The sequence below is a fragment of the Marinomonas arctica genome (assembly GCF_003259225.1).
GTDB classification, from domain to species: domain Bacteria; phylum Pseudomonadota; class Gammaproteobacteria; order Pseudomonadales; family Marinomonadaceae; genus Marinomonas; species Marinomonas arctica.
The window spans coordinates 1-17,204 of record NZ_QHJF01000004.1; the positions used below are offsets into that span (position 1 = coordinate 1).

Genomic DNA, 17,204 nt, shown 5'->3' on the forward strand with positions numbered 1-17,204 from the left:
AGCAAAAGCTAACACAGCTTCGTCCTGCGACGCTTGCAGCCGCTTCTCGGATTCAAGGTGTAACGCCCGCGGCAGTCTCCTTACTGTTAATTCACTTGAAAAAACGTGCCATTGCACGCAAAAGTGCCTAGAATCATCAGCCGATAATCCCTAATTGCTATCTTTATAGAAATGGATCGACTGTGACACATTTTGACACCATTCAAAAAGGCGCCCAACAAATGGGCGCTGTTCTATCTGATGAAACGATTCAGACGCTTGTAAAATACCTAGCCATGTTAGAAAAGTGGAACAAGGCTTATAACTTGACTGCTATCCGTGATGTCGAACAGATGATCTCTTTGCATCTGCTCGACAGTTTAACCACGTTACCCTTTATAACCGGAACCAATATTATCGATGTTGGCACGGGACCTGGCTTACCTGGTATGGTGCTTGCAATTTGTTACCCTGAAAAACAATTTACCTTATTAGACAGCAACGGTAAGAAAACACGCTTTTTAACGCAGGTGAAAATGGAGCTAGGGGTTCATAATGTCATCGTGGCAAATGAACGCGTCGAAAAACATCCGCATCAGGGTGAATACGATCACGTGATTTCTCGAGCGTTTGCCTCTTTACAGGATATGATTAAGTGGACGTTACCTCTTCCCAAGGAGACTGGTAACTTTTTAGCCATGAAAGGGGTTTACCCTAGTGAAGAAATCGCGGCACTACCAAAAGAGGTTGATTTAGTCTCTGTTGAACCTCTTAACGTGCCACATGTTCAGGCGGAGCGTCACATGGTAGTGATGACGCGTAAAGGATAAAACATGGCAAGAATCATCGCAGTTACCAATCAAAAAGGTGGTGTCGGCAAAACCACGACGTGTGTTAATTTGGCGGCATCTCTTGCGGCGATGAAACGTCGAGTGCTGTTAATAGACTTAGATCCGCAAGGGAACGCGACAACCGGTAGTGGCTTGATCAAAGAAGAATTGGACACCAGTGTCTACGACGTACTGATTGGTTCTCATGGTGTGAAAGAAGTCATGAAAAAAAGTATGCCGGGCGAGTATTGGGTATTGCCTGCTAATGCGGATTTAACTGGCGCGGAGGTTGTGTTGCTTGATTTACCTAGCAAAGAAACACGTTTGCGTGCTGGTTTATACGAAGTCGACAACGATTTTGATTATATCTTGTTGGATTGTCCTCCTGCCTTAAATATGCTGACGGTAAATGCCTTGGCGGCTTCCCAAGGCGTATTGATTCCAGTGCAGTGTGAATATTATGCTCTAGAAGGGTTAACGGCGTTATTGCAAACCATTAATCGCATCACTCAAGCATTAAACCCATCACTAGAGGTCGAAGGAATTCTTCGAACCATGTATGATCCTCGTCCTAGTCTGACACATGATGTGTCTAGCCAACTTCATAAGCATTTTGGCGATAAGGTATACGATACGGTCATTCCTAGAAATATTCGTTTAGCGGAATCTCCGAGTTATGGTTTGCCTGTTTTGCATTATGAAAAACAATCTCGTGGTGCCATTGCTTACCTTGCTTTAGCGGGTGAGTTTATTCGAAAGTCGGTAGCGTAATTACGATTTTATAAGTGTGCTTTAATAGCAATTAGGGTTAATGAAATGACGATGAAAAAAAGAGGTCTAGGTCGTGGCTTAGATGCATTATTAGCACCGCAAACGACGGCAATCAAAGAGTCTGACAGTGATGTAAATAGTGAACAAATAAAAGGCCTAACATACCTACCGATCGATTGGCTTTCGAAAGGTAAGTTCCAACCTCGTCGTGACATGAACCCTACGCACTTAGAAGACTTAGCGGCGTCTATTCGAAACCAAGGCATAATGCAGCCTATTGTTGTACGACCAAGTGGCCATAATCAATATGAAATTATTGCCGGTGAGCGTCGTTGGCGTGCCGCTAAATTAGCAGATTTAACACAAGTTCCTGTTATCGTTCGTCATGTAGAAGACGCCGATGCGGTGGTACTGGCGTTGATTGAAAATATCCAACGAGAAGATTTAAACCCTGTAGAGGAAGCGTTGGCTCTACAGCGTTTAGTGGAAGATTTTCACCTTACCCAACAAGAAGTGGCTGATACAGTTGGTAAATCACGCTCAACCGTAGCGAATTTGTTGCGCCTTTTAAGCCTGACGCCGGAAGTGCGTCGTCTATTAGAGCATGGCGATATTGAAATGGGCCATGCTAGAGCCTTATTACCATTAGAAAGTGACAAACAAGTTCAGGCCGCATCGCAAGTAGTCACTAAGTCTTTGTCTGTTCGAGAAACTGAGCGATTGGTAAAAAACTTCCATGTCATTGAAAAGAGTGAAGAAGGAAAACCTCCTGTTCTGCCAGATTTAAGTGCAGAGGCGGAACGCATCAGTCAAAAAATTAACGCATCAGTCAAGATACAGCCGTCCGCAAAAGGAAAAGGCAAGCTGGTGATTGAATATCGTAACCCAGAGCACTTAGAACTCTTAATCAATGAGCTACTTTCTGGCAAATGAAGCAATTTATGACAAATGCTTATTCCTATCTAGACAAGATGTCTAGAAAGTGATCCTTATAACCAGTTTAAGTTGAACACCGCCGTCATTACCCCTATAATGCCTCGAATTTTATAATACATCACATTGATTGCACTTTTGTGGTGCGAGATAGAGAGAGTGATAATGGAGTCAAAAAAGCCGCTAAGTGCAAGCGCTATCGTGAGTGCTAAAAAGAAGGCTGTATTCCGTTTTCTGCTATTACAAATATTTCTTACTATTTTCGCATCGTTGGGAATTTTTTACATTTTTGGTGGTCTGTATGGGTACTCTTTTTTACTGGGTGCTCTGGCCAGCATATTACCTAACATGTACATGGCTTGGCGTGTGTTTGGCCATAAAGGAGTTTTGTCTGCGAAAGAGGTTGTTAAATCTTTTTACAGAGGGGAAGCGGGCAAGCTGGTTATAACAGCGATGCTGCTATCACTGGTGTTTATTTTCGTGCAACCCTTGGCTGCAGGAAGCTTTTTTATAGGCTTTGGTTTAGCAATTTTGAGTCACTGGCTCAGCCCTGCGTTTATTCGCTAATAGCGTATATTGTGGGCGCGTAGTTTTTAACATTAAAAGAGCGTGGATATATATATGGCAAGTGAAAATCCAATGGCTGCGGAGTACATAAAGCATCACCTTCAGAACTTGACTTTTGGTCAGCACCCTGATGGTAGCTGGGGTATTGCGGAGACATCTAAGCAAGCTTCGGATATGGGCTTTTGGGCGATACACCTAGATACAATGGGATTCTCTATTGGTTTGGGTATTTTATTCCTATGGCTGTTCCGTATTGCGGCGAAAAAAGCATCAGTAGCAACACCAACAGGTCTGCAAAACTTTGTAGAGTTGATGGTTGAGTTCGTTGATAATTCGGTTAAAGAAAGTTTCCATGGTAAAAGCAAAGTCATCGCTCCATTGGCATTGACTATTTTTGTGTGGATATTTTTGATGAACTTAATGGATTTGGTACCAGTCGATTTCATTCCAAGAATTGCACATGATATTTTTGGTTTGGAGTATTTTAAAATAGTACCGACAACGGATATCAATGCCACATTGGGTTTGTCCTTATCTGTTTTCTTCCTAATTATTTTCTACAGCATAAAAATGAAAGGTATTGGCGGCTTTGCAAAAGAGCTGACATTGCAACCTTTTAACACGCCAATCATGATTCCATTTAACTTTGTATTGGAAATGGTTGGTTTGTTGGCAAAACCAGTATCATTAGCCTTGCGATTGTTCGGTAACTTGTATGCTGGTGAATTGATCTTTATTTTGATCGCTATTTTGCCATGGGGTGTTCAATGGGCCTTGTCTGTGCCATGGGCAATCTTCCATATTCTAGTCATCACATTGCAAGCTTTTATCTTTATGATGTTGACTATTGTATACCTGAGCATGGCTCACGAAGAACACTAAGATATTGTTATATATAGTAATAATTTTTTTAAACTTGAATCTAAAACTGTAAAATCTAGGAGTTAAAATGGAAACTGTAGTTGGTTTAACTGTTATCTCTGTAGCAATCCTTATCGGCTTGGCTGCATTGGGTACAGCAATTGGCTTTGCTATCTTGGGTGGCAAATTTCTTGAAGCGAGTGCGCGTCAACCAGAACTTGCACCAATGCTACAAACCAAAATGTTCATCGTTGCAGGTCTTTTGGACGCTGTATCTATGATCGGTGTTGGTATTGCATTGTTCTTCACTTTCGCAAACCCATTCGTTGCTTTGGTTGCAGGCTAATATTTCACTTTAATGAAAGTGACTTATTTTTTTGAACGACTAAAGCGAGGGTATTAGCGTGAATTTGAATCTCACACTTATAGGCCAAGCTATTTCGTTTGCTATTTTTGTCTGGTTCTGCATGAAATTTGTGTGGCCACCAGTGATTGCTGCGCTCGAAGAGCGTAGCAAAAAAATAGCAGACGGTTTAGAAGCAGCGAACCGCGCTTCACGTGATCTAGAGTTGGCACAAGAACAAGCCGCTCAAATACTACGTGAAAGCAAAGACAACGCGGCCGAGATTATTGAACAAGCCAACAAACGTGCGAACCAAATGATCGACGAGGCAAAAGAGCAGGTGATTGCTGATGGCAAACGTCTGCGCGAAGCAGCTCAAGCGGAAATAGAGCAAGATGTTATGCGTGCTAAAGAAGCACTGCGTGCACAAGTTTCTGTTTTGGCTTTTGCTGGAGCCGAGAAAATTTTGGGCGCCACCATTGACGAAAAAGCACATAGCGAGATCGTTGAACAGCTCGCCAAAGAGCTTTAAGCGAGGGTCTAATGGCTGAATTAAAAACAGTCGCGCGACCGTACGCTAAAGCGGCTTTCGAAGTGGCTAGAGAGCAGGGTCATATTGCTGAGTGGGCAGAAATGTTAAATACATTAGCCGCTGTAACAGTAGAACCAAAGCTTAAAAAAGCACTTGGAAATCCCGCTTTTAGTGCGGAAGAGAAGGCAAACGCTCTGGCGGATGTTTGTGCAGAAGTAACAACAGAGCAAGGTAAAGCATTTTTGCTGACTCTTGCCATGAATAAGCGTTTATCGCTTCTTCCTGCTATTTCTGAGTTATTTTTACAGTTCAAGCTGAACTTTGAAAAAGCCGTAAACGTTAAGTTTACTTCAGCTTTTGAATTATCAGCTGAACAGACACAAGCATTGGCCGCTTCATTGAGTAAAAAGTTGGACCGTACTGTCAACTTAACCAATGAAACAGACGCGAGCCTAATTGGTGGCGTGGTTATCCGTACCGGTGACTTAATCATCGACGGTTCAGTACGCGGTAAATTAGCAAAACTGGCCGAGGCGATAAACTCCTAGTGTTTCGTTGAATCGAAACCAGGGTTGAGGAATTTAGCATGCAGCAACTGAATCCATCTGAGATCAGCGAGATTATCAAGAAGCGCATCGAGAACCTCGATGTTACTTCTGATGCCCAAAATGAGGGCACAATTGTCAGTGTGGCAGACGGTATCGTTCTGATTCACGGTCTGGCAGATGTTATGTACGGGGAAATGATTGAATTCCCTGGTGGTATTTACGGTATTGCCTTGAACCTAGAGCGTGACTCTGTGGGCGCGGTAGTACTAGGTCAATACCAAAGCCTTGTAGAAGGCCAAAAGGTTAAATGTACTGGTCGTATCTTAGAAGTGCCAGTAGGACCTGAATTGCTTGGTCGTGTTGTTGACGCATTGGGTAACCCCATTGACGGCAAAGGCGCAATCGATGCAAAACTAACCGACAAAGTTGAAAAAGTGGCGCCGGGTGTAATCGCTCGTCAGTCAGTTGATCAGCCAATTCAAACGGGTTACAAGGCAATTGATGCCATGGTACCAGTAGGCCGTGGTCAACGTGAGTTAATCATCGGTGACCGTCAGGTTGGTAAAACAGCACTTGCTATCGACACTATCATCGCTCAGAAAAACAGCGGTATTAAGTGTGTTTACGTTGCCATTGGTCAGAAACAATCTACCATTGCTAACGTCGTGCGTAAGCTTGAAGAAGCGGGCGCGATGGCTTACACCACTGTGGTTGCTGCAGGCGCTTCTGATCCTGCTGCTATGCTATACCTAGCACCATACACTGGTTGTACAATGGGTGAATACTTCCGCGACCGCGGTGAAGACGCATTGATCGTATACGATGATTTAACCAAGCAAGCTTGGGCATACCGTCAGATCTCTTTGCTACTTCGTCGTCCGCCGGGTCGTGAAGCGTACCCTGGTGATGTTTTCTATCTTCACTCTCGTCTTCTTGAGCGTGCGTCTCGTGTAAACGTTGACTACGTAGAGAAATTCACCAATGGTGAAGTGAAAGGTAAAACAGGCTCTTTGACAGCATTGCCAATCATCGAGACACAAGGTGGTGACGTATCGGCTTTCGTACCGACAAACGTTATCTCTATCACCGATGGTCAGATCTTCTTAGAAACGAGCTTGTTTAATGCGGGTATCCGTCCAGCGATGAACGCCGGTATTTCGGTTTCTCGTGTTGGTGGTGCAGCGCAAACTAAGATTGTTAAAAAACTTGGCGGTGGTATTCGTCTTGCTTTGGCTCAGTATCGTGAATTGGCGGCATTCGCTCAGTTCGCCTCTGACCTAGACGAAGCGACTCGTAAACAGCTAGAACATGGTAAACAGGTTACTGAACTGATGAAGCAAAAGCAGTTCTCTCCTATGCCTGTGGCTGATATGGGCGTGGTTCTTTACGCTGCTAACGATGGTTACCTTGCAGATGTTGAAACAAGCAAAATTGGCAGTTTTGAAAAAGCTTTGTTGAGCTACATGAACAGCGAACACGTTGATCTAATGGCTGACATTAACAAAACTGGCAACTTTAACGGCGAGATTGAAGCGACTTTGAAAGCGGCAATCGAGAAGTTTAAAGCGACACAAACTTGGTAATGACTTTGGTGGCAGGCGGATGTTTAGCTTGCCACCAGTTTCGGACAGTTTGTGAAATAACATTCTCACAAGGGTAGTTCATTATGGCAGTCGGAAAAGAGATACGTACTCAGATTTCGAGCATTAATAATACGCGTAAAATTACTCGTGCAATGGAAAAAGTTGCGGCAAGTAAAACGCGTAAAGCTCAGGATCGTATGGCCGCTTCTCGTCCGTATGCGGAACGAATTCGCCAAGTAGTTGGTCATTTGGCTAACGCGAATCCTGAGTATAAACACCGTTACCTTACCGATCGTGAGGCGAAGCGTGTTGGTTATATCGTAGTCTCTTCTGACCGTGGTTTATGTGGTGGTTTGAACGTTAACTTGTTTAAAGCTGCTATTAAAGACATGAAGCAATTTGCGCAGTCTGGTGTTGAAATTGACATCTGTGCTGTTGGTAGCAAAGCGGTTTCTTTCTTTCGTAACTACGGCGGAAACGTGACAGCAGCGATCACAGGTTTAGGTGATGCACCTAAAGTCGACGACTTAGTCGGCAGTGTGAAAGTCATGCTGGATGCTTTCGATGAAGGTCGTATTGATCGTCTTTACGTTGTTTCTAACGAGTTTATCAATACGATGACTCAGAAACCGATGGTTGAGCAGCTTTTGCCGTTACAAGCGGAAGAGAATACAGAGTTACAGCACCACTGGGATTACATTTACGAACCGGATGCCGTTGAAATTCTCGACGAATTATTGGTTCGCTATATTGAATCTCAAGTATATCAGTCTGTGGTTGAAAACATTGCATGTGAACAAGCAGCGCGTATGCTTGCGATGAAAAATGCGACCGACAACGCAGGCGATATCATTGATGAATTGCAGTTGGTGTACAACAAGGCTCGTCAAGCGGCGATTACTCAGGAAATTTCTGAGATAGTCAGCGGCGCGGCAGCGGTTTAAGGTATTTAGGTATTTAAGAGGATCCGAACATGAGTAGCGGACAAATCGTACAGATTATCGGTGCGGTTATCGACGTGGAATTCCCACGTGATAGCGTGCCAAAAGTATATGATGCCCTGACTATCGAGGGCAAAGAGTTGGTGTTGGAAGTACAACAGCAACTAGGTGACGGTATTGTTCGTACCATCGCCATGGGTTCTACTGATGGTATGAGACGTGGTTTAGTGGTTGAAAACACTAATAAGCCTGTTTCTGTTCCTGTTGGTACGAAGACACTAGGACGTATTATGGACGTGCTAGGTAACCCAATTGACGAAAAAGGCCCAATCGGCGAAGAAGAGCGTTGGTCTATTCACCGTTCCGCACCTTCTTATGCTGAGCAGTCTTCTAGTAACGAATTGCTAGAAACTGGCATCAAGGTTATCGACCTTGTTTGTCCTTTCGCGAAAGGTGGTAAAGTTGGTCTGTTTGGTGGTGCCGGTGTTGGTAAAACCGTAAACATGATGGAACTTATCCGTAACATCGCTATCGAGCACAGCGGTTACTCTGTATTCGCAGGTGTTGGTGAGCGTACTCGTGAAGGTAACGACTTCTACCACGAGATGACGGATTCGAACGTAATCGATAAAGTATCTCTAGTATACGGTCAGATGAACGAGCCACCAGGTAACCGTTTACGTGTTGCTTTGACTGGTTTGACTATGGCTGAGAAGTTCCGTGACGAAGGTCGTGACGTACTTTTCTTCGTAGATAACATCTACCGTTACACGCTTGCCGGTACCGAAGTATCTGCATTGCTAGGTCGTATGCCATCTGCGGTAGGTTACCAGCCTACGCTTGCTGAAGAGATGGGTGTTCTTCAAGAACGTATCACCTCTACTAAGACAGGCTCTATCACGTCCGTTCAAGCGGTATACGTACCTGCGGATGACTTGACTGACCCGTCTCCAGCAACGACTTTCTCTCACTTGGATGCGACCGTTGTATTGTCTCGTGATATCGCTTCTTTGGGTATTTACCCAGCGATTGACCCTCTAGACAGTACGTCTCGTCAGCTTGACCCATTGGTTATCGGTCAAGAGCATTACGACGTAGCACGTGGCGTTCAGATGGTATTGCAGCGTTACAAAGAATTGAAAGACATCATCGCAATTTTGGGTATGGACGAGTTATCTGAAGAAGATAAGCAAACGGTTAACCGTTCTCGTAAAATCCAGCGTTTCTTGTCTCAGCCTTTCTTCGTAGCCGAAGTCTTTACAGGTTCACCTGGTAAGTATGTTTCTTTGAAAGATACTATCCGTGGCTTTAAAGGCATTTTGGATGGTGAGTTTGATGACCTTCCAGAGCAAGCGTTTTACATGATTGGCAGCATCGACGAAGCCGTCGAGAAAGCTAAGAAACTTTAACCATCACACGCAGCAAAAGCGTCATTAGACGCTTTTGCTAAGTATGACTAAGAGAGGCAACTTATGGCTATCACAGTACACTGCGATATCGTAAGCGCTGAACAAGAGATTTTTTCCGGTTCGGTTCAATTTCTTGTGGCTTCAGGTTGTTACGGTGATCTTGGTATTATGCCAGGTCACGCTGCGTTACTGACAACGCTGGAAGCTGGTCCTGTCCGTGTGGTTAAAGAAAATGGTGATGAAGAGTTTATCTTCGTGTCTGGTGGCTTCCTAGAAGTTCAACCGCACCGTGTCACCGTCTTGGCTAACACAGCCACTCGTGCAAGAGATTTAGACGAAGAAGCGGCCATAAAAGCGCAAGAACATGCAAAAGAGCTTTTAGCCAATCAACAAGCTGACGTCGACTATTCTCGTGCAACAGCGGAATTGGCAGAAGCCGTCGCCCGTTTACGTACTATTCAACAGTTCCGCCATCAAAGTTAAGCGGTTTTGTTGAAGACGAAAGTCAAAAAAAAGCAGCCTCAGAGCTGCTTTTTTATTGTCTGCTATTTGGGGATGTTATTTAAGGGCCTGTTATTTAAGGGCCTGTTATTTAATAGAAAAGTGTCTTATTAAAGCATCTTCCACAGCGTGTCAAAAATGATCTGCTGCGCCTTGGCGATGTCTTTCGATTCCAACACCACGGCAGAAGGGAAGTTGTTACTCGCCAAAGAAATAATCGCACATTTTGGCGGATAGATAGCAATGTAACTGGCGTCGACCGAACCTTCCGTTTTAATCCACTTACGTTCCGACAACTGTGCTTCCTCACCACCATCACCCAGTGCGATCACTTTTACGTTGATTCCCAGTTTTACCCGTTGTTTGGTGTAGTTAGGAAAAGGGCGGTACAAAAAGGGACGGATTGGTTTAGATGAAAACACACAATATTCTTTGTGGTCTTGTTGTGATACCACGTTTAAAATATCGCGCAATACCCATTCGATGCCATCGTCGCCTTCGTAATAACGCACATGGGTTTGATGATAGTCTGGTTGCTGTTGATGCAGGTTTGGAATAATCGTGTTTTTTAGGTTCTCTATGGTTTTATTGAGTCGGTTGCGTTTTTCTTCCGCTAGGTTTAATAAGATATCTGGGTTTTCAGCCGTAAAAAGACGACGCTTTCCCTTTGGGAAATAGCTGACAATACCTTTTGTTTGTAATTGTTTGAGAGACTCATAGGCCGTACCGCGATTGATGCCACTGTGTTCGGCAATGTCTCGTATGGAAGACGGACCGAGTTTTAACAAGGTTTGATAAAGTTGCGTTTCTTTTGGTGTTAAACCAAGCATTTCAAAAGCTTGCTGAATCATAGGGCTCTAGTACCTGATTATAATTTGTAGCGTTTTTAATGATTTAAAAGAATACACTTATTGATAGAAAAAGCGCAGGGCGATTTTTCTGCGAGGAGAAAAAAGTGACAAATGATCAACGATTTGGTGGCATTCGCCGTTTATATGGGGATGCAGCGTATGAGTTTTTTACTCAAGCTCACGTGTGTGTCATTGGTATTGGTGGCGTTGGCTCTTGGGCGGCTGAAGCCTTAGCTCGTTCTGGTATTGGTCACATTACCTTGATCGATATGGACGATGTTTGTATCACCAATACCAACCGTCAAATTCATGCCCTAGATGGCAACATTGGCGAATCGAAAGTCGATGTAATGGCCGAGCGTATTAAGTTGATTAACCCCGATTGCCAAGTAACCCGCATTGAAGACTTTATTACCCCTGAGAACATCGCTGAGCTGCTCTCTACGCCCTTTGATTACATTATCGACTGCATAGACAGTATCAAGCCCAAAGCGGCTCTTATGGCATGGAGTAAGAGCAACAAGCGCAAAGTGATTACTGTCGGTGGCGCGGGTGGTCAAATAGACCCGACGAAAATCTTAATCGGTGATCTTTCAAAAACGGAAAAAGACCCGCTCGCGGCAAAACTACGCAACTTTTTAAGACGCCATTACAACTTCACTCGCAATCCCAAACGCCGCTTTGACATCGAATGTGTGTATTCCACCGAGCAATTGCGCTACCCGCAAGGTGACGGCACGGTTTCTCACCAGCGTTTAAAAGGCGATACAGAAACCAAAATGAACTGCGATACTGGCTTTGGTGCGAGCACCGCCGTAACCGCTTCCTTCGCGTTTGTGGCGGTGTCGAGAGTGTTGGAAAAACTGGCGCAGAAGGCGAATCCATGACACCAACTACCATGACGTTCTTTGAGCGCTTTGAGGCTGATATTCTATCGGGCAAAAAGACCATTACTTTGCGTGATGAAGCGGAAAAGCATTATGTGCCGGATTCTGTTGTCACCGTATCTACCTTCGAAGACGGTCGTGAATTTTGTCGCATAAAAATAGTGTCTGTCGAGCCGGTCTTGTTTGACGCTCTAACGGATTATCATGCCGCACAAGAAAACATGACCTTGGATGAATTGAGTGCCGTGATTCAAGACATTTACCCAGGGATTCAGCAGCTGTATTTGATCTCTTATCAGCGGGTTGATGCATGACAGACAAACAGATTATGCTCATCTATGACAAGGAATGTCCTGCTTGTGATGTTTACTGTCAGATTGTTCGCATACGTCAAAGTGTTGGTGAATTAGTACTCATTGACGCGAGAGAGAATCCAGCCGTGTTGCAAGAAATCAGCGCCAAGGGTTTGGACATCGATCAAGGTATGGTGTTGAAAATGGATGGACAGCTTTACTATGGCGCTGATGCCATTCATCTTTTAGCTTTGCTGAGTAGCCGATCTGGCGTGTTTAACCGCTTGAATTATTGGCTGTTTCGTTCTAAAAAAATCGCTGCTATTTTGTATCCCATATTAAGGTATTGCCGTAATCTGTTGTTAAAAATATTGGGCAAAACTAAAATTAATAACTTAAAGCAAGATGGTAACGATAGGTTCTAACGAGCATGTCGTTATATTTAAATAGAGGATTATTAAAGGTTATCTTGAAATACATCCGCAATTTTTTACAAGATTTTTTTTACCCGAATAGTTAGCGTTAGGCAGAGTTGACGTTTACTTGGAGGCCGGATGCACGCAAACGAATATTGCCACGTTTCAACTAGCCAAATCTTGGGTGGTGTGGAAATGATTGACGCGCAGTTTACTGATACTGTGTTTGGTAAACATGCTCACGATGGCTTTGTTATCTCGGTGGTCGATGCGGGAGTAATGCATTTTAGTCATCGTGGCGAGAGTCATAATGCCTTGCCGGGACAATTATCGATTGTTGCTCCTGATGAATTGCACACTGGATCTAAGGGAAGAGGGGAAGGTTGGCGTTATCGTGCTATGTATCCATCCAAGGAGCGCATGATGGCTTTAAACCAGTCTTTGTTTGGGGTTGAGCATATCCCCCATTTTCGACAAAGTGTGATCAGCGACGCGCGCTTAAGCCAGCAGATGCGGATGCTACTTAAGAAGCTCTCTCATGGCGCGGAAGCCTTGGATATTGAGGTGCATTGGGAAATGCTGTTGGTGAACTTACTATTACAGGAAAGCCAACAAACGTCGATACGCCATTTTAATAAAGCACAATCCAATATTGAGTCAGTACGTGATTTACTGTCAGACTGCTATCAGCAGAAACTTTCCCTTGAAGTCATTGCGCAACAGGCTGGTATCAACAAGTTTCACCTCATTAAAGAATTTAAGCGTTGTTATCAGTTAACCCCTCATCAATATCAAATCCAACAACGCTTGAATCATGCTCGAGCTCAACTAAAGCGCGGTTTTAGTGCTGTTGATATTGCGCTCAATTGTGGTTTTCATGATCAAAGCCATTTCACCAAAGCATTTGTTAGCGCGATGGGGATCACGCCAACGGCCTATCAAAAGCAATTTTTTACAAGATAAAAGCTAACAGGCTGATTAAAGTGATGACCTCAATAGTGAGGAGCAAAGTCATGGAAAATCAACTAGCGTTTTTGGCCATTTGCCTAGCATCGGCATTATCACCAGGACCTGGTGGATTGGCTGTGGTCAGTAACAGCATTAACCACAATCTTCGCCGTACCTTGCCCGTGATTTTTGGTATTGCCACGGGGCTTATGTTGGCATCTTTACTGGCTAATACATGGCTGTTAGCCGTGATTCATTCAAGTGAGCAAGCGTTTCAAATTATGACGTGGTTGTGTAGCGGCTATATCGCTTATTTGGGTTGCAAGGTGTTGTATTATGCCAACAGCGAAGTGACTATCGCCGCGCAAGGATACAGTTTTAAAAACGGTGTATTGATCTCGCTATTAAATCCAAAAACATTGGTCGTTTTTGGCGCTTTATTTCCCTTGTTCGTCCCGTCAAACGAATATTTTGTGGTCTATTCGGTATTATTAACGCTAGAGTTGGTCGTGATCACTTTGATTATCCATATACTTATCTCATCAGCGATAGATAAAGTTTCTCACTTTTTAAAGCACCATATAGTACTGATTAATTGTATTACAGGGTTGTTGTTTATCGGTTTGGGCATAGCAGGTTTTATTGTTTAGGTACCTGTATTTTTTCCAAAATCGCTAATACGCCATTGGTTCTAGAGCTGGTTAGGTAACTTGATAAGTTGAGTTCGGCCAGCTCTGCTTTGAGGTCCATTTGTTGAATATCTGCGAGTGTTTTTCCTTCTACCAAGCTCAATATGGCGACTAATACACCGCGCATAAGTTTGGCGTCGCTGTCGGCTTTGAAGTGGTGTAGGCCATGGTTTTCTTCAATGATGAGCCAAACGGCGCTTTCGCAGCCTTTTACCTTGTTGTCTTCGATTTTTTCTTCAGCAGACAAGCGCGGTAAGGTTTTGCTCAACGTCACCAAGGTTTTGAAGGTGTCTTCTTTGCTTCGACACGCCTGTAGTTGGGCTTTGAGGTGTATGGTGTCTGTCATCACGGGTTACTCATCGTTTAGTAGGTCTATGGCGTCGAGCAACACATCACAGAAGCGGTTGGCTTCTTCCATGGTGTTGTAACAAGCGAAGGAGGCACGTAAGGTTCCGGCAACACCAAGTTGTGCCATTAATGGATGGGCACAGTGGCTGCCTGCACGAACGGCGACACCTTGGCTGTCTAGGTAAGCGTTTATATCCAAGATATGAATATTGGGTACACTTAGAGACACTAGGGTGGTGTTTTTCTCAGGGGAGTAGATTTCGATACCGCCCGCTTTATGCAGTCTTGTATAAACATGATTCGCAAGCGATTGCTCCCAAGCCAATAACGCTAGGCGATCTTGGGCGTTAAGAAAGTCACACGCCGCCGCTAAGCCAATAACGCCTTCAATATGTGGCGTTCCCGCTTCCAAACGATAAGGCAAAACATTGAATTCTGTGGCTTGGTAGGAAACATGGCGCACCATTTCTCCGCCCGTTTGGTATGGCATTAAGATTTCCAATGCATGGTTTTTGCCATACAAAACGCCAATGCCAGTTGGCCCATACATTTTGTGACCGGAAAACACGTAGAAATCACAGCCTAAGGCCTGTACATCCACAGGATAGTGCGCTACGGCTTGGGCGCCATCAACAAGGGTAAACGCCCCTTGCTGTTTAGCAAGATCAATCATGGTTTTCAGCGGCGTGCTGGCCCCGATGGCATTGGATACCTGCGTTGCGGCAAAAATACGAGTGCGATCCGTAAAATAGTGGCTGAATTCGGGTTCCCATTCCCCATTGGATGTTAAGGGGACAATACGTAAGCGTGCGCCTGTGCGAAACGCCAGTTGCTGCCAAGGGACCAAGTTAGCATGATGTTCTAAACTGGTGATGAGGATCTCATCGCCTTTTTCAAGAATGTGCTCAAGGCCGTAGGCCACCACATTGATGGCTTCCGTTGCGCCTTTTGTCCAAATCACGTGGCTTTGTTCTGGCGCGTTGATAAAGCGCGCCACGGTATCTCTGGCTTGCTCAAAACGGTTAGTGGCTCGATCGCTAAGAAAGTGAGCGCCGCGGTGAACATTGGCATTGAAGTGTCGATAGTAGTCTTGGATAGCATCCAGTACTGGCAAGGGCTTTTGAGTCGTGGCGGCATTATCCAAGTAGGTTAATGGATGATCGTAGGCCGATTGCGCCAAAATTGGAAAAAGGGGACGAAGCAATAACGGGTCGAAAGCCATGAATACTCTACGTTGAAATCAGCCTAAAATAAAAGAAATTGTACCTTAACTCCTACAAAAAGCGGGAATTATTGGGCTTTTACTTGCGTTTTTTTCAGACAACTATAATGATTGATAACAGATACTAGATGACAAACTAGAAAAGGTACAAAACGGTGGCGGATTTTTTATATAAAGGTGTGGTGGATTGGTTTTTGGATCAAATGTCCCAAGAGGCCATTGTGCCTGGTGATAAGATGCCCTCCTTACGAGCGTTATCGAAACAATTGGGCCTGAGCTTAAACACCGTCATACACGGTTATGAGTTGTTGAGTGAAGATGGCTGGATCGAGTCTCGTCCCAAATCGGGTTACTTTGTTTGTCATCGTAGTGACACTAAGCCAGCTTTGTTGCTGGCGGGGGATGAGCTACGTGAACTGGCCAATGATGGCACTAAGCCGGCTTGGTCATGTCTTGCTCACCGTGCGGCTTTGGTCGATCAAAGCGACGCTTTTTTAAGCCCCGCAGCGCGTCAGGAAGAAGTCCATCTGCCTGTCTTGGGTAAAGGTCATTTAGCCGTGCGCGAAGCCGTTAGCGAGCATTTAAAAGGCCTTGGTATTAAAGTCCATGCCTCACACCTTTGGTTAGGACATTCACCTTTAGCTATCTTCACTCAAACCGTGCAAACCTTAACTCAACGTGGCGACAGCGTGTTGGTGTTAACGCCGTGCGATCCTCGAATCACCACCACCTTGCAAAGTTTAGGGCGACAGGTGATTGCCCTTACGGCGGGTGAGCGCGGTGTCGATTTAGATTTAGCGATTCGCTGTTTACGGGATAAAGCCATTCGTTTGATTGTTTTGCCTGGGCAGTTTTCGTTTCCAGCGGGTCAGTTGGTGAGTAATTTAAGTTTGCGTCGTTGGTTGGCGATTATTGAAGAAACCAAGTTGCCCGTGATCGAGTGGGATCTGTGTTCGCATTTGGCGTATCGCGCTGGTTCGATGATGACCTACAAGTCAATGGATTCGTCTGACCATATTGTTTATATCGGTGGTGTGGAATCAAAAGGTGTCGATCGCTCTGCAAGCTGGTGCTTGCCAGGTCGATATCAAGCCGTGTTAGAAGGGGCTTTTTTAGGTGCCGATATGGCGTTGAGTGATGCTCAACAGATGGCACTGAACGACGCCTTGCAGCCTAATAGCAAACGTTCGTTAACGAAACGTGCTCGAGAAGTTTGGGCAAATTCGGAGCGTGTTAAAGCGCATTTGGAAACCCGTCTGGGCGAGCATGTCAGTTTTGCAGCGAGTAAAGGAGGGATGTCACTCTGGATGCGCTTGTCTAAACCGTTGGATGTTGCCAGTATGACGGCTCTACTAGCCGGCTTTCGACATGCGATCGTGCCCGGTGCTTTGGTGAGTCATGAAGCCGATGCTAATCATTGGTTGGCAGTGAATGTGACCTTAGACGATGTTGAGCCTTTAGCGAAAGCCTTGGCGGAGCATTTGGTCGTTGATGAAGAGATTAAGACGACCAAGACGGTAAATGATCCTGTTATTGAACTAAAAACAGAGTCAGCAGAAGTGAGTGAGCAAACAGAAGAAGCTGAAGAGATCGCGGAAGCCATAGAAAGTGATTTACAAATGTTTGATGTTTTAGAAGCCAACAATGTTGGAGCGTCTGACAAAGAAGCGAAAAAATCACGCAACGCAACAACAGAACCACTTTATAACCCAATGTTGGATCTTATCAATCACGACTTTGGTTAAGCAGAGT

The 17,204-nt window shown here is 44.7% G+C and carries 22 protein-coding genes; 19 read left to right on the forward strand and 3 right to left on the reverse strand.

All coding sequences use genetic code 11. The features are described from left to right. From DK187_RS02730 to DK187_RS02790, 13 genes are all read left to right on the forward strand, one after another. The coding region (locus tag DK187_RS02730; RefSeq protein ID WP_162623473.1) for a hypothetical protein at positions 1-131 on the forward strand (131 nt) is incomplete at its 5' end. Between the two features lie 51 nt (positions 132-182). Next, entirely contained in the window at positions 183-809 is a 627-nt protein-coding gene (gene rsmG, locus DK187_RS02735) for a 16S rRNA (guanine(527)-N(7))-methyltransferase RsmG (RefSeq protein WP_111605811.1), read from the forward strand. Between the two features lie 3 nt (positions 810-812). Beyond that, entirely contained in the window at positions 813-1,580 is a 768-nt protein-coding gene (locus DK187_RS02740; protein ID WP_111605812.1) for a ParA family protein, read from the forward strand. 45 nt (positions 1,581-1,625) lie between these two features. Continuing rightward, positions 1,626-2,513, forward strand: a complete 888-nt coding sequence (locus tag DK187_RS02745) for a ParB/RepB/Spo0J family partition protein (protein WP_111605813.1) — start codon at positions 1,626-1,628, stop codon at positions 2,511-2,513. A gap of 165 nt (positions 2,514-2,678) precedes the next feature. Continuing rightward, entirely contained in the window at positions 2,679-3,080 is a 402-nt protein-coding gene (locus DK187_RS02750; protein ID WP_111605814.1) for an ATP synthase subunit I, read from the forward strand. 54 nt (positions 3,081-3,134) lie between these two features. Then, positions 3,135-3,962, forward strand: coding sequence for a F0F1 ATP synthase subunit A (gene atpB / locus DK187_RS02755; RefSeq protein WP_111605815.1), 828 nt, complete (start codon positions 3,135-3,137; stop codon positions 3,960-3,962). 67 nt (positions 3,963-4,029) lie between these two features. Further along, positions 4,030-4,287 carry a F0F1 ATP synthase subunit C gene (gene atpE, locus DK187_RS02760; protein WP_111605816.1) on the forward strand — a complete coding sequence of 86 codons (258 nt, stop codon included), beginning with the start codon at positions 4,030-4,032 and terminating at the stop codon, positions 4,285-4,287. 58 nt (positions 4,288-4,345) lie between these two features. Then, positions 4,346-4,816, forward strand: a complete 471-nt coding sequence (locus tag DK187_RS02765) for a F0F1 ATP synthase subunit B (protein WP_111605817.1) — start codon at positions 4,346-4,348, stop codon at positions 4,814-4,816. Positions 4,817-4,827: 11 nt separating this feature from the next. Next, positions 4,828-5,364: a F0F1 ATP synthase subunit delta gene (locus tag DK187_RS02770; protein WP_111605818.1), complete on the forward strand. Its 537-nt coding sequence runs from the start codon at positions 4,828-4,830 to the stop codon at positions 5,362-5,364. Positions 5,365-5,402: 38 nt separating this feature from the next. Further along, complete coding sequence (gene atpA / locus DK187_RS02775) at positions 5,403-6,947, forward strand: F0F1 ATP synthase subunit alpha (RefSeq protein ID WP_111605819.1); 1,545 nt, start codon at positions 5,403-5,405, stop codon at positions 6,945-6,947. Positions 6,948-7,030: 83 nt separating this feature from the next. Further along, complete coding sequence (atpG, locus tag DK187_RS02780) at positions 7,031-7,891, forward strand: F0F1 ATP synthase subunit gamma (protein ID WP_111605820.1); 861 nt, start codon at positions 7,031-7,033, stop codon at positions 7,889-7,891. Positions 7,892-7,920: 29 nt separating this feature from the next. Then, on the forward strand, positions 7,921-9,297 hold the full coding sequence (gene atpD, locus DK187_RS02785) for a F0F1 ATP synthase subunit beta (RefSeq protein ID WP_111605821.1): 1,377 nt from the start codon (positions 7,921-7,923) through the stop codon (positions 9,295-9,297). A gap of 63 nt (positions 9,298-9,360) precedes the next feature. After that, a complete protein-coding gene (locus DK187_RS02790; RefSeq protein WP_111605822.1) occupies positions 9,361-9,780 on the forward strand; it encodes a F0F1 ATP synthase subunit epsilon in 420 nt (139 codons plus the stop codon). Between the two features lie 128 nt (positions 9,781-9,908). Here DK187_RS02790 and DK187_RS02795 read toward each other — a convergent pair whose 3' ends face one another. Beyond that, on the reverse strand, positions 9,909-10,649 hold the full coding sequence (locus DK187_RS02795) for a TrmB family transcriptional regulator (RefSeq protein ID WP_111605823.1): 741 nt from the start codon (positions 10,647-10,649) through the stop codon (positions 9,909-9,911). Between the two features lie 104 nt (positions 10,650-10,753). Here DK187_RS02795 and tcdA point away from each other — a divergent pair, with 104 nt between their 5' ends. The 5 genes from tcdA (at position 10,754) to DK187_RS02820 (ending at position 13,843) form a co-directional block, all read left to right on the forward strand. Continuing rightward, the gene (gene tcdA / locus DK187_RS02800; protein ID WP_111605824.1) at positions 10,754-11,536 is read left to right on the forward strand and encodes a tRNA cyclic N6-threonylcarbamoyladenosine(37) synthase TcdA; all 783 of its coding nucleotides are present in this window, start codon (positions 10,754-10,756) and stop codon (positions 11,534-11,536) included. Next, entirely contained in the window at positions 11,533-11,850 is a 318-nt protein-coding gene (gene yqfB, locus DK187_RS02805) for a N(4)-acetylcytidine aminohydrolase (RefSeq protein ID WP_111605825.1), read from the forward strand. Before tcdA ends, yqfB begins: the two co-directional genes overlap by 4 nt. Continuing rightward, positions 11,847-12,254 (forward strand): DCC1-like thiol-disulfide oxidoreductase family protein, encoded by a 408-nt coding sequence (locus DK187_RS02810; RefSeq protein ID WP_111605826.1) that lies wholly within the window; start codon positions 11,847-11,849, stop codon positions 12,252-12,254. The genes yqfB and DK187_RS02810 overlap by 4 nt, the downstream gene beginning before the upstream one ends. A 129-nt stretch (positions 12,255-12,383) precedes the next feature. Next, complete coding sequence (locus DK187_RS02815) at positions 12,384-13,208, forward strand: helix-turn-helix transcriptional regulator (protein WP_111605827.1); 825 nt, start codon at positions 12,384-12,386, stop codon at positions 13,206-13,208. A 50-nt stretch (positions 13,209-13,258) separates the two neighbouring features. Further along, positions 13,259-13,843, forward strand: a complete 585-nt coding sequence (locus DK187_RS02820; protein WP_162623474.1) for a LysE family translocator — start codon at positions 13,259-13,261, stop codon at positions 13,841-13,843. Here DK187_RS02820 and DK187_RS02825 read toward each other — a convergent pair. Continuing rightward, entirely contained in the window at positions 13,833-14,228 is a 396-nt protein-coding gene (locus tag DK187_RS02825; RefSeq protein WP_111605829.1) for a SufE family protein, read from the reverse strand. The genes DK187_RS02820 and DK187_RS02825 overlap by 11 nt on opposite strands. A 6-nt stretch (positions 14,229-14,234) precedes the next feature. Continuing rightward, positions 14,235-15,452, reverse strand: a complete 1,218-nt coding sequence (locus tag DK187_RS02830; RefSeq protein ID WP_111605830.1) for an aminotransferase class V-fold PLP-dependent enzyme — start codon at positions 15,450-15,452, stop codon at positions 14,235-14,237. A gap of 155 nt (positions 15,453-15,607) precedes the next feature. Between DK187_RS02830 and DK187_RS02835 the strand changes: the two genes are divergently transcribed. Then, positions 15,608-17,197 carry a GntR family transcriptional regulator gene (locus DK187_RS02835; RefSeq protein ID WP_111605831.1) on the forward strand — a complete coding sequence of 530 codons (1,590 nt, stop codon included), beginning with the start codon at positions 15,608-15,610 and terminating at the stop codon, positions 17,195-17,197. Positions 17,198-17,204: the final 7 nt, after the last annotated feature.